10 protein-coding genes are annotated in these 12,879 nt (G+C 37.0%); 6 read left to right on the forward strand and 4 right to left on the reverse strand.

Annotated elements, in window-relative coordinates; translation table 11 throughout:
* The first annotated feature begins 61 nt into the window (after window positions 1-61).
* Together DWX23_RS12155 and DWX23_RS12160 are read left to right on the forward strand one after the other, a co-directional pair.
* Entirely contained in the window at window positions 62-643 is a 582-nt protein-coding gene (locus DWX23_RS12155) for a non-canonical purine NTP diphosphatase (RefSeq protein ID WP_122374684.1), read from the forward strand.
* A 3-nt stretch (window positions 644-646) separates the two neighbouring features.
* Window positions 647-2,959 (forward strand): two-component regulator propeller domain-containing protein, encoded by a 2,313-nt coding sequence (locus tag DWX23_RS12160; protein WP_122374685.1) that lies wholly within the window; start codon window positions 647-649, stop codon window positions 2,957-2,959.
* A 66-nt stretch (window positions 2,960-3,025) separates the two neighbouring features.
* On the opposite strand, the gene nadA is transcribed toward DWX23_RS12160, so the two are convergent.
* Window positions 3,026-4,012 carry a quinolinate synthase NadA gene (gene nadA, locus DWX23_RS12165; RefSeq protein WP_122374686.1) on the reverse strand — a complete coding sequence of 329 codons (987 nt, stop codon included), beginning with the start codon at window positions 4,010-4,012 and terminating at the stop codon, window positions 3,026-3,028.
* Window positions 4,013-5,069: 1,057 nt separating this feature from the next.
* Between nadA and DWX23_RS12170 the strand changes: the two genes are divergently transcribed.
* The gene (locus DWX23_RS12170; RefSeq protein ID WP_122374687.1) at window positions 5,070-5,600 is read left to right on the forward strand and encodes an RNA methyltransferase; all 531 of its coding nucleotides are present in this window, start codon (window positions 5,070-5,072) and stop codon (window positions 5,598-5,600) included.
* On the opposite strand, the gene DWX23_RS12175 is transcribed toward DWX23_RS12170, so the two are convergent.
* Entirely contained in the window at window positions 5,592-6,197 is a 606-nt protein-coding gene (locus DWX23_RS12175) for a DUF4294 domain-containing protein (protein WP_122374688.1), read from the reverse strand. The genes DWX23_RS12170 and DWX23_RS12175 overlap by 9 nt on opposite strands.
* 220 nt (window positions 6,198-6,417) lie before the next feature.
* Here DWX23_RS12175 and DWX23_RS12180 point away from each other — a divergent pair, with 220 nt between their 5' ends.
* Together DWX23_RS12180 and DWX23_RS12185 are read left to right on the forward strand one after the other, a co-directional pair.
* Window positions 6,418-7,227, forward strand: coding sequence for a hypothetical protein (locus DWX23_RS12180; protein ID WP_122374689.1), 810 nt, complete (start codon window positions 6,418-6,420; stop codon window positions 7,225-7,227).
* Between the two features lie 13 nt (window positions 7,228-7,240).
* Window positions 7,241-9,304 carry a helix-hairpin-helix domain-containing protein gene (locus DWX23_RS12185; RefSeq protein WP_122374690.1) on the forward strand — a complete coding sequence of 688 codons (2,064 nt, stop codon included), beginning with the start codon at window positions 7,241-7,243 and terminating at the stop codon, window positions 9,302-9,304.
* Window positions 9,305-9,313: 9 nt separating this feature from the next.
* On the opposite strand, the gene DWX23_RS12190 is transcribed toward DWX23_RS12185, so the two are convergent.
* Window positions 9,314-10,207: a DUF1574 family protein gene (locus tag DWX23_RS12190; RefSeq protein WP_122374691.1), complete on the reverse strand. Its 894-nt coding sequence runs from the start codon at window positions 10,205-10,207 to the stop codon at window positions 9,314-9,316.
* Between the two features lie 5 nt (window positions 10,208-10,212).
* Entirely contained in the window at window positions 10,213-11,652 is a 1,440-nt protein-coding gene (locus DWX23_RS12195) for an MBOAT family protein (protein WP_122374692.1), read from the reverse strand.
* Window positions 11,653-12,097: 445 nt separating this feature from the next.
* Here DWX23_RS12195 and DWX23_RS12200 point away from each other — a divergent pair, with 445 nt between their 5' ends.
* Window positions 12,098-12,877 carry a radical SAM protein gene (locus tag DWX23_RS12200; RefSeq protein ID WP_122374693.1) on the forward strand — a complete coding sequence of 260 codons (780 nt, stop codon included), beginning with the start codon at window positions 12,098-12,100 and terminating at the stop codon, window positions 12,875-12,877.
* Window positions 12,878-12,879 lie beyond the last annotated feature (2 nt).

Raw genomic sequence — 12,879 nt, forward strand, 5'->3', positions numbered from 1 at the left:
AGCACTTCCATACGTTATATATATCGTACAGAAGTGCTTTTTTATTTAGATATTCACACATATGAAACTCGTATTCGCAACAAATAACCAACATAAGTTGGATGAAGTACAAAAAATAACTGCCGGTCATACAGAAATAGTAAGCTTGGCCGCCATCGATTGCCATGATGATATACCGGAAACAGCTGCTACCCTGGAAGGTAATGCTCTTCAGAAAGCTCGTTATATCAAAGAAAAATTCGGTTATGACTGTTTTGCTGATGATACCGGCCTTGAAGTGGAAGCTTTAAACAATGCTCCCGGCGTATATTCTGCACGATATGCCGGTCCGGGACATGATTCAGAGGCTAACATGAAAAAGCTTCTTCAGGAAATGACCGGTAAAGAAAACCGGAAAGCCCGTTTCCGTACTGTTATAGCACTTATCCTGAATAATAAAGAATATCTGTTTGAAGGGGTCGTTAACGGCCAGATAACGAAAGAAAAGCGCGGAACAAGCGGATTCGGATATGATCCTGTCTTTATGCCGGATAATTATACGAAAACATTTGCCGAAATGGGTAATGATATAAAGAATACAATCAGCCACCGGGCGGAAGCTGTAAAAAAATTGAATGCTTTCTTATCCACATTATCAGAATAAATTATGAAAAGAATAATATATACTCTTCTATTATTATGCATAATAATATTTAATACTTCAGCTCAGAAAAGTGTAGGAGAATGGAGTACTTATCTGGCATATTATACGACAACTAAGATTGCCGAAGCAAATAATCATGTGTATGCAGTAGCAGATGGATCTCTTTACAGTTATAACAAAGAAGATAATAGTATAACTCATTATTCAAAACAAACAGGATTAAGTGATAGCGATATAAACTTTATCATTTTCAACCCTGAAGTAAATACACTATTAATTACATATAGTAATGGAAATATCGATCTGTTAAGTGATTCCGGTATTTACAATTTATCTTATTTGCTCGATAATTCAAATATAACAGATAAAACTATAAATAACATCTATCTTAATAAAGAACTAGCTTATTTATCTACCAATTTCGGAATCATAGTCTTAAATATGGCCAAAAAAGAAATCAAAGATACATATAAGTTAAATAAGAAAGTATATTCTGTCGTTATCGATACCGATCATATTTATGCTGCCACTGCTACCGGATTAATTTTTGCTTCTTTGGATAGTAATTTACTGGATTATAATGAATGGAAAAACTATACATTATCTTCTTCTGAATTTGGTACGGAAAGTATTCGTCAAATAGGTTTATTTAAGAATAATCTCTGTTTCCTTGCCGATCCCAGTGATAAAAGCAAGACAGGAATTTATTATCAGGAATCAAACGGAACTGTAAAAAACCTATTAAAAAATAGGGATTTAAAACAGATGGTTATTCAAAATAACAAACTGATAACTTACACCTATTCCGAATTATATATTTATTCATCCTTTACCGATAGAGATGTCGTGAATGCAGTAGTTATTAACGATATTGCATCTCTTAAAGATCCCAACACTTTCTGGATCGCTTCGGGTACCAACGGGATAAAAGGAATAAGAAAAAATAATAATCAATACGAAATTATACTGGAAAATACCAACGATAACACCAAATATCCTAAAAGAAACTATAATTATTTCATGACAATGCACGAAAATAAATTATTAGTAGCCGGAGGAGGACGTGGAACTGATCGTTGGGGAAGAGCCGGTACTTTAATGGAATATGAGGATGGGAAATGGTATAATTTTAATGAAAACGAGGTAAACAATAAATTCAGAAGAGTAAGAGATTATACGGGAATAGCTGTTGATCCGAAAGATCCTGAACACTATTTTATTTCTTCTTACGGAGAAGGTATAGTCGAAATTAAAAATAATGAAGTCGTACAATTATATGACCATACGAACAGTGCATTAACTCCGATTACTTACATACCAGGACTCAACCCTTTGGATTATGTCCGTATAGGAGGTGTTACTTTCGATAAAGAAGGCAATTTATGGGCCACTAACTGTGAAGTAACGGATGCACTTAAAGTACTGAAAACCGACGGAACCTGGGCCAGCTTCGGATTTAGTGATTTCACCAATGCCCATAAAGTAGATAAAATAACTATCACTTCCAACAACCGTAAATGGATCAACGCCGACGAAGGTATCCTCATTTTTGATGATAAAGGGACCATAGATGATAAAAGTGATGATGAATCCCGTTTATATGAAACATTTAGCGATACGAACGGAACCATCGATGCCAGCGGATATTATTGTGTAACGGAAGATAAAAACGGTCATGTCTGGATTGGGACCTCCAGAGGTCCGATCGTTTGTACCAATCCGGGAAACAATATAAACAATATATCCGCATCCCGTATTGTTAGAACAAACGATAACGGAGAACCTTATTATCTATTGGATGGTGAAAAGATCAATGCCATCGCTGTCGACGGAGGCAACCGGAAATGGATTGCAACAAACAGTTCCGGGGTTTTCCTGGTCAGTGAAGACGGTATGGAAACAATATCCAACTTTACTACTGCCAATTCCCCTCTTCCGTCCAACCAGATAAATTCATTAACTATTAACCAGTTTACCGGAGAAGTCTTTATCGGTACTGAAAAAGGACTGGTATCCTACATAACCGATGCTACAGAAGGCAATGAAGATTATTCGGATATATATGCTTATCCCAATCCTGTCCGCCCCGAACATAACGACCGTGTAACCATCGTCGGGCTTATGAACGATTCAAACGTAAAAATAACAGATATAAGGGGTAATATCATTTACCAGGGCAAATCTGCCGGTGGAACATTCACCTGGGATTGTCGTAAAAGAGGCGGAAGCCGTGTTGCTACCGGAATCTACCTGGTGTTAGCAGCTACACCGGAAGCCAAAGAAAGCGTAGTTACCAAAATAATGGTCGTAAAATAAACCGACCTGTCAAATAATCGACAAAGTAAAAGCCGGAGATATTTAAGTATTCTCCGGCTTCTTATATCATAAACCTAACTTTTCTGATATTTCCAACATTTTCCGAATCGGTTTGATAGCCTTCTTTTGTACTTCTTCATCAACAAATATCTCCGGCATTTCATATTTCAGGCAGTTATAAAGCTTCTCCATTGTATTCAACCGCATGAAATTACATTCGTTACATGCACAGGTACTGTCATTAGGAGGAGCCGGTATAAACTCTTTATCCGGACTCTTTTTCCTCATTTCATGAATAACGCCGCTTTCCGTCGCTACAATGAACTGTTTCTTCTCAGACTTGATAGTGTGCTTCAAAAGTGCAGCAGTCGATCCTACGAAGTCTGAAACCTGTATTACGGGTTGTTTACATTCCGGGTGCGTAATCACTTCCGCATTCGGGTACTGTTTTTTCAATTCCAGTATCTTTTCCAGTGAAAACTGTTCATGTACGTGACAAGCTCCGTTCCAAAGCAGCATATTACGTCTGGTGATACTATTTATATAATTTCCGAGGTTACGGTCCGGACCAAAGATCATCTTTGTCTCTTCCGGGAAACTTTCAACGATCTGGCGGGCATTCGTAGAAGTTACCACCACATCTGTAACCGCTTTCACTGCTGCTGTCGTATTCACATAAGAAATGACCACATGACCGGGATGCTGTTTTACAAATTCGGCAAATTCGGGAGCAGGACAGCTATCTGCCAGCGAACAACCGGCATTCAGATCAGGAACCAACACTTTTTTATCCGGACAAAGTATCTTTGCCGTTTCACCCATGAAATGAACACCGCACAACACAATGATATCCGCTGTCGTTTTAGCCGCCCACTGGGCCAATGCCAGGCTATCGCCTACATAATCAGCTATATCCTGTATATCACCTGTCTGATAATAATGGGCAAGAATAACCACATTCTTTTCTTTACGCAACTTATCGATAGCTTCCTTCAGATCGATATCTTTCGGAACCGGTGCGTCCATATACCCAATCGATTGATTTGTCAACATAGTATATCTATTATATTATTCCTGGTTTCAATAGTCTATCAACAAGGTTATCATCAATCTTTATTATTGATATTCTTACTATTAGTATATTTATTAACATCTTGTTGATAATTTGCAAAGGTAAAAACTTTATTCGTTCCCGCCAGAAAAACAAAAGCAAAACTTAGTCGTCCGGCAACAAAAAGGTATAAATTATTTACCTTACTTTATAGGGGCGAGCAGAGAGTTTGTCATACCTAATTATCAAATAGTTATCCTTAAAAACGGTTACAACCAGGGGTAAAAACATACTACTTTAGCCTTTGTGTTTGTCACCATTAACATTTGTATACATCCAGCAGGTAGAAGAGTAAGTTATCACCGGGATGATATTGAAACGTCACCTCGGTGTTGATGGCACGTCACCGGGATGACAATATTCAAAAGTAATAGCTTTTATCATTAAAACCTATTGCTTTTATGTTTAAAGTCTATTATCTTTGACCTTAGCTATAGGTATCTTCGGACAACCTCACGGAAGTTTAGGCTATCGCTATTTACTATCTCGACGCAAGTCGCTCGAAACATATCCGCCGTATCCGGCCATTCCTTTTTAGTTATCCACAATTATATATTATATTCTTATTAATCTTTAATTAAAAAATAAAATATGATGAATATGATATCCTGTTGAAACAGTTAATACATTTCTGTTACAATATTTGCTCGGAGAGTTATTAAAGTATATGAACTGCTTATTAAAAGGATACCAACATATGAAATGATATATTAATAACTGGATATCTTTATGTTACAGACTTTATCAGTTTTATGTTGATAACTGCAGTTGTGTAAAAGTTTATATCTGTGGATGGTTGTTGAAACGTGTATAACCCTTGTTAATAGCTCGTAATAAATAATAGGTTATTATTGTTGCATAATTGAAACAAGGGGGAGTATAACGAAGAATCTGAATAATGCAAGAACTTTTTTTCATTTTATGTTCACGACTTATCAATACCTTTTCAACGGCATATCCACATTAATTAGCTACTTTTGCAGGCAAAGAAAAGTAGTTATGCGTAAACTGAAAATAACAGAAATGAACCGCCTCACTCCCGAGGCTTTCAAGGAAAGTAAAAAGATACCCTTAATTGTTGTGCTTGACCATGTTAGAAGCCTGAACAATGTCGGTTCAGTTTTTCGTACTTCCGATGCATTCCGGGTGGAAGCTATTTATTTATGCGGTATTACGGCTTGTCCCCCTCATGCAGAGATACACAAGACTGCTTTAGGAGCTGAAGAAACTGTCGATTGGAGATATTTTAAAGATACACAGGAGGCTGTTGATAACCTGAAGCAACAAGGGTATATTGTATGTGCGGTCGAACAGGCTGTAGGTAGTACTATGTTGGATAAATTGCTGTTAGACAAGGATAAAAAATATGCAGTTGTGATGGGAAACGAAGTCAAAGGTGTTCAACAATCTGTTGTTGATAACTGTGATATGTGTATTGAAATACCTCAATACGGAACAAAACATTCGTTGAATGTGTCGGTAACGACCGGTATCATTATCTGGGATTTTTTTAAACAGTTGTCAGATTAATCCTCTTTCAACCAGAATAACGACCCGTTCCGTCATGGCATCTTTTCCTTTCGGGTCATATTCAGATTTCAGGCTGGCTCCGAACATACCGGCAAACAGGTTCCAGAAGCCTGCCCTGAAACTACCCAGATAAGCTTTCAACAGGTTATAACTAGACTGGTTACATTCCCTGTCAATCAGTTTAATAAGTAGTTTACCCTGCGAGAAGGTCAGCTTTTTCAACTCCGGTTTATATTCTTTGAACAAATCTTTTTCCATCCGTTTCAGATGGGCTTGCCGGGCTTTTTCATCAGGAAGTGTTTCCATATATTCATACGTTTCGATCAACGTCTCATACACCATTTTGGCGTATGGTAATGTGCGTTTAACGTCCCGGACCAGCTTATTATATTTTTCCTGTTCACGTTTATTTTTGAAGCGCACCTGCGGAAATATGAAGACTTCCTGCAGATTAACGACAGGAACGGTATCTTTCCCGTCGATGTACGCTCTTTGTACACCTTCGGGAAGTATATTTATTTTCAGCTTCTGTGCCTGGCTCCCAACTGCACAGAATAGAAATAAAATAAGGATTTTATACCATCTCTTCTTTGTCATAGTCTACAAAAGTAGGTGATTTACCAATAGCCTGTGCTGCTTTTACAGAATTTGACTTATTATACGGAAATGATAATTTAGTTGTTAATAAGTTGTCAACTCGATAAGAATCATTATATTTGCTTCGATTCTGATAATAACAAAACCGGTAACTATGAATATTGGATAGCCTTTTTGTATTGGAAGAATATTTTAATTAACAACCAAACATATCTTATCTATGAAACGATTAGTTTTATTATGCTTCCTGTTGGAGATCTCTTCCTGTTTGTATGCTGTTGATAACCTCCGTATACCCGATATCCGCTGTATGGGAATGGGTACTTACGGTGTAACTAACTCTTTGTTATTCAATCCTGCTGTGGTCGGTCTGGAGAGTTCCGGATCTGTTGATATCAATTACTTTAATTATTATGGATTGAAAGAATTGGGAATGGTGAATATGGCATTCAGTTATCCGAACAACTTACTTTCTGCAGGTGTTAATATCTCTTCTTTCGGTTACGATCAATATAGAGAAAGTATGTTCCGGATATTTCTGGGGAAATTGCTTACTGAAAAGTGGATCGTAGGTATCAGTATCCAGTACACATTTCTGCAGGCCAAATTATTGAAAGAAAACCCACAATACTTGTCCGCAGATGTTGGTATCCTGTTTATTCCGGTTGAAAAGCTGTTGATTGGTATGTTAATACAGAATTTACCTTCTGTTGAGATTCGAAAAAAGGATATTGATATAGAATCTATTATCTCTTATTCGTTACAAATAGGTTTTCAATGGGAGATTATTAAAAACCTGTTGATAGTTGGAAATGCGGAGACGGATAAACAAACTACTTTATCGGGTCGTATCGGCATAGAATACCAATTAATCGATCATTTTTATATACGTACCGGAATAAAAGTGACTCCACTCCTACCCACTTTGGGAATCGGATATCGGTTATCCGGCTTTGTAGTCGATGTGGCCGCTCATTATCATCCGGTGTTAGGAGTAAGTACCGGTATTGGATTAAAGTATTGTTTCTAACCTGATAATAACTATGAAAAGATTGTGGATAACCCTGTTGGTATATCTGTTGATAAACAGTTATAACCTTAATAGTCAGAATATATATTCTGTTGATAAGTGGATGGAATATATGGAAGAACTGGCTTCTGAAACGGAGGATGAGGCCCGGATTGAAAACCTATATACAGATCTCTCCTACTTGACGGAACATCCTTTTGAGCTGAATAGTGTCACTGAAAATGAACTGAAACGTTTGCCTTTTCTGTCCGACCAACAAATAACCAGTCTGTTGACATATCGTACAAAATATGGAAAACTGGTAACTCTTTATGAATTAAAGAATATGGAAGGAATGGATTTCGATACTATTTCCCTGTTGCTTCCATTTGTTTATATTGGAGATATATCGGTTAATAAACGTCCTTTCTCTGTTAAGAACTTGTTGAAGTATGGTTCTAATGAATTGCAAATCAGATATGATAAATGTTTTCAACAGAAAAAAGGATATTGTTCATATCCGGATAGTATTTTGCAGCAATATCCCAACCGGAAATATCTGGGTGAACCATTTTATCATCATCTACGCTATTCGTATGCGTTTGATGACAGACTGCAACTGGGAGTAGTGGCAGAAAAAGACGCCGGTGAACCGTTTTGGAACTCTTATCACAAAGGGTATGATTTCTATTCGATACATCTTTTTTTCAAGGATATGAATAAGTGGTTGAAAAGTCTGGCTATAGGTGACTATAAGATATCTTTCGGACAAGGTCTGGTTATCAGTAATGATTTTACACCCGGGCGTAGTTCGATCGTGGCACAAGCTGAAAGACGAACGAATGGTTTTCGTCGTCACTTTTCAACAAACGAGAATGATTACTTTCGCGGAATGGCGTCTACCGTAGCCTTGAAACAGTTCTATATCAGTCTGTTCTATTCTTACCGGAAATTAGATGCCGGTGTTGATAACAATGAAGTCAGTTCATTTAAAACAGACGGTTTACATCGTTTGGAACGTGATTGGGAAAAGAAACATACTATTCCTATGCAGACATATGGTGGAAACGTGCGTTATGAAAATTCCAATTTTTCGGTTGGGATAACAGCCCTGTCCTACTCTTTCGGAAAATATAGGATACAACCTGATCCGAAGCCTTATAATCTGTTTTATTTTAGGGGGAACGATAATATCAACATGAGCGTTGATTATATGTTGAAAACTAAAAAAGTAAAGTTTTACGGCGAGACGGCCATATCTTCCAACAAGGCGGTCGCCACACTGAATGCCTTTCAGTTAACGCCTGTTTCTTATTTGTCATTACTGGTATTGCACCGTTATTATGACAGGAAATACCAGGCCTTTTTCGGGAACGCGTTCGGTCAGAACTCTTCCGTACAGAACGAACAAGGAGTTTATGCTGGTATGCAATGGACGCCATTTGCCCATTTCAAGTTGTTCATGTATGCTGACGTGTTCCGTTTTCCCTGGTTAAAATATGGTGTGGATGCTCCTTCTTCGGGGCAGGAATATATGGTTCAACTGGATGCTGATCCGGGTAAAAATTTTGCATGGTATTTACGTTATAAGTATAGGAAAAAAGAAAAGAATCGGACATTGGAAAATGAATCGACATTAAATATCCTGCCCTATTCACAACAACGTTTCAGATTACAGTTTTTATATGGTATACGATCGGTATGGATATTGAAAACATCTGCCGACTGTGTTTATTATGATGAATGGAAAGGGAAACGCAGTCTTGGATGGATGATTTCACAAGGGGCAGGCTGGAAACCGTCTAACCTTCCGTTTCAGTCGGATATTTATATGGCATATTTTCATACGGACGATTATTACAGTCGTATTAATTCGTATGAGAAGAATATTCTGTATGCTTTCAATATGCCTTCTTTTTATGGAAAAGGGATCAGGTTATCTTTATCTTTTCGATGGAACATACTGGATAAATTATCCCTTTCTGCTAAGCTGGGACATACTTATTATGCTGATCGTAATGTGATCGGTACAGATCAGGAGGAGATAAAAGGACATAACAAAACAGATTTATATGTACTTCTGCGGTATAAGTTTTAAAATATGATTTTATAACTCTGTTTTTAAGATATAGTCGATGCTATCTTTCAACATTTTGGTCAACTTTTCAGCTCCTTGTTTTGATAAATGGTCACCATCTTTGAAATCGATATCATCGAATCTGTCATCTTTCAGAAAATTGAGATAGAGGATATTTGGGTAGTTATCCACTTTTTCTTTTGCTGTAGAAAACAGTAAATCGAGTTGTTGTTCATTCAGATGTTCATAATAACTGGGATAGGTCGGCGTAGTGACAAGGATTAATTTGATCTGTTTACTCTCACAGAACCGGATTATTTTATCCAAAAATATAAGGTTTTCAGCTACACTTTCCCGGTTATTTAATGTATGTCGTTTAGCTGCTTTTATGCCGCTTATTCCTAAATTTTCAATTGAAGAATTATTGACTATAAATCCCGACGGAGAATATTGTGAAGTGTTTCCTTTTAAGTATTCTTTTATTTTTTCGTAAGTAATGCTACTCGTGATTTCTACACTATATTTATATTTATCATATCCCATATAAATACCGTAATATTTTAAACGGGATTTGTCTGTATAATCCATCCTATCCTGAAGTGTACAATACGAGAAAGAAAGGATGACATACTTTAACTCCGTATATATTTCTTCGTACTTGGTCAGTATGAAATAATCGCGTTCCAGATCTTGTGAAGAATTTGCAAAATTAAAAGCCTTATGAGTGAGAAAAAAAGGATCGATCCCTGACATACAATGCGAATTACCCAATATGAGAGTATTTAAGCTATCCGCATGTTGTAACATCCATTCGTTTTTATATTTGTAAGTATTAGGAATCTGTCTGATTGCATATTCCAATAAGGCGAATATGATCAGGAGAGGAATAAAGAAAACAATCAATTGTTTTATAAACTTCTTCATAACGTTCAGAATTGAAAGTAAATAAAATCAGCAGGTGTACCTTGTAAAAAGACGATTATAAATATCAGTATATAATAGATACTCCACCGGACCACGGGCGATTTAATCTCTTTGTTTATTTGTAAACCATGCTCTTTCTCCCGTTGTATCCATTCTATGGCAAGTAAGAATAAACAGTATATCAAAGCTCTCTTGCCATGAGGAAAAGATATGTCCAGTAAGGAAGAAGAAAAAAGACGGGACAGATAGTCGGCTGCTTCACCTATATTGTCTGCCCGGAAAATGATCCATCCGATAAGAACAAAGAAACATGTGGTGAGTACTTGTACTGCTTCTTTCAAAGAGGGTAAAAACTTACCTTCTGCTACAATCGTTTGAGTATATCTTCTGTTTCGTTTGAGTAACAGAAGAGGAATAAAGAGGCAGGCATGATAAATTCCCCATACAATGAACGTCCAGTTTGCTCCATGCCAAAGTCCGCTGATAATGAATATAATAAACGTATTTCGAATCACTTTTGCTTTTTTACAGCGGCTCCCTCCCAAAGGAACATAGACATAATCACGAAACCAGGTACTTAATGAAATATGCCAGCGTCTCCAAAATTCAGATATGTCTCTTGAAAAATAAGGATAATTGAAATTCTTCATCAAGTCGATCCCGAATAACCGGGAACACCCGATAGCAATATCCGAATAACCTGAAAAATCTCCGTATATCTGGAAAGTGAATAAAAAGGCTCCCAGTAAAAGAGTAAAACTGCTCTGATACTGATAACTGCTCCATATCTCATTGACTGCTACCGCACAATTGTCAGCTATTATCATCTTCTTGAAAAACCCCCATAACATCTGCTGGCAACCATCTATTGCCTTATGATAATCGAACGTCCGCCGTTTATAAAACTGAGGTAACAAGTTGGTCGCTCTTTCTATAGGACCTGCTACCAGTTGTGGAAAGAAACTGACAAAAGCAAAAAAGGCAACCGGATCATGACAGGCTGATATTTTCTTTTGATATACGTCGATGCTGTAACTTAATGCCTGCAGCGTGTAAAAACTTATACCGACAGGAAGAAGTATATCCAATGTGATCCAGTCAGGTTCGAAACCTAACGTATGTAATACTGTTTTCAGATTAGCACTGAAGAAGTTGAAATACTTGAAAGTACCTAAAATACCTATGTTAAGTAAAATGTTGATCGCATTGATTATCTTTTGTTTTTTACGGTTTCCTGTGGCTTGCTCGATAAGAAGCCCGCTGATAAAACAAAAAGAACTGGTCAATATGATCAGGGAAAGAAAACGTATGTCCCACCAACCATAGAATATGTAGCTTACAATTATGACAAAAAAGTTTTGCCACTTTATATTTTTATTTGCCAGCCAATATAGTGTGAATACGATCGGCAGAAAAAGGATAAACTCTATAGAATTGAATAGCACAATAATATAATATTGCTGTCCCCAATTCCACGAAGTGACAGTTAATTAAGAATGAAAGCATAGGAACTGACCGGGTTCATTGCTGTCTCAATAATTCTTTCATAATTTATAATACATAGTCATTGCACTAATATATACATGACTTGTTTATGAATAAACAAATGTAAAATACTAGTGAGTAAAAATACTATAAACTATGAAATATAAATTGAAAAGAATAAAGCCAGATGCTTTCTGTAATAGATAGAGTATTGCTATATAACGGCCATCTATCCAATTGCAAAAATAATAAAATATAGTTTTATAACCTGTATAATCAAAAATAAATTGTGTATGGATAAGACAATGTGTTAAGCTCTTTTGTAGCTTTGTGTCCATAATTCAAGAAATATGACTGTGTTCTTTGTTATATGGAGAACCTGATAGATAAAAAACATATATAGTTATGTCAACAATTCTTTTTGATAAAATAGTATTCGGTCCGATACATAGTCGGCGTCTGGGTGTTTCTTTGGGTATGAACCTGCTTCCTGTGGACGGCAAGCTTTGTTCTTTCGACTGTATTTACTGTGAATGCGGTTTGAATGGGGAACGTCGTACGCATACTAAATTACCGGTTCGTGAAGAGGTAAAAGCTGCCTTGGAAGAAAAGTTATCAGCGATGCAGGCAGAAGGTATTGCTCCTGATGTGATTACTTTTGCCGGTAACGGTGAACCGACCATGCATCCGGAATTCGAAGGTATCATTGAAGATACGATCGCCATCCGTGACCGTTTCTTTCCGAACGCCAAGATTGCCGTTTTATCTAATTCGACGATGCTTCATAAAGAAGGTGTGTTCCGGGCATTAAATAAGATCGAAGATAATATACTTAAACTCGATTCTGTACTCGATAGCCGGATACGGCAATTGAATGTTCCGAATTCTCCCTCCTTTACATTCGATCGGTTGCTGGAACAATTATGCCGTTTCAAAGGGAATTTGATTATCCAGACCATGTTCCTCCGGGGCGAATTGAACGGTGAATCGGTCGATAATACGACTGAAGTAGAAATAAACGGCTGGCTTGAAGCATTGAAGAAAATAAAACCGAAACAAGTTATGATCTATACCATCGACCGTGAAACTCCTTTGAAAGGTCTCAAAAAAGTTTCCGGAGAAGCATTGGATGCAATAGCCAACCGGGCACGGAAAGCTGGTTTTGATGTGACGGTTTCATATTGATT

The sequence above is a fragment of the Parabacteroides sp. AF18-52 genome, assembly GCF_003479145.1.
GTDB lineage: Bacteria > Bacteroidota > Bacteroidia > Bacteroidales > Tannerellaceae > Parabacteroides > Parabacteroides faecis.

What these genes read in the sequence shown, in the direction of transcription:
- DWX23_RS12155 (WP_122374684.1), top strand. Translation starts at nt 62, where the DNA reads ATGAAACTCGTATTCGCAACAAATAACCAACATAAGTTGGATGAAGTA.
- DWX23_RS12160 (WP_122374685.1), top strand. Translation starts at nt 647, where the DNA reads ATGAAAAGAATAATATATACTCTTCTATTATTATGCATAATAATATTT.
- nadA (WP_122374686.1), bottom strand. Translation starts at nt 4,012, where the DNA reads ATGTTGACAAATCAATCGATTGGGTATATGGACGCACCGGTTCCGAAA.
- DWX23_RS12170 (WP_122374687.1), top strand. Translation starts at nt 5,070, where the DNA reads ATGCGTAAACTGAAAATAACAGAAATGAACCGCCTCACTCCCGAGGCT.
- DWX23_RS12175 (WP_122374688.1), bottom strand. Translation starts at nt 6,197, where the DNA reads ATGACAAAGAAGAGATGGTATAAAATCCTTATTTTATTTCTATTCTGT.
- DWX23_RS12180 (WP_122374689.1), top strand. Translation starts at nt 6,418, where the DNA reads ATGAAACGATTAGTTTTATTATGCTTCCTGTTGGAGATCTCTTCCTGT.
- DWX23_RS12185 (WP_122374690.1), top strand. Translation starts at nt 7,241, where the DNA reads ATGAAAAGATTGTGGATAACCCTGTTGGTATATCTGTTGATAAACAGT.
- DWX23_RS12190 (WP_122374691.1), bottom strand. Translation starts at nt 10,207, where the DNA reads ATGAAGAAGTTTATAAAACAATTGATTGTTTTCTTTATTCCTCTCCTG.
- DWX23_RS12200 (WP_122374693.1), top strand. Translation starts at nt 12,098, where the DNA reads ATGTCAACAATTCTTTTTGATAAAATAGTATTCGGTCCGATACATAGT.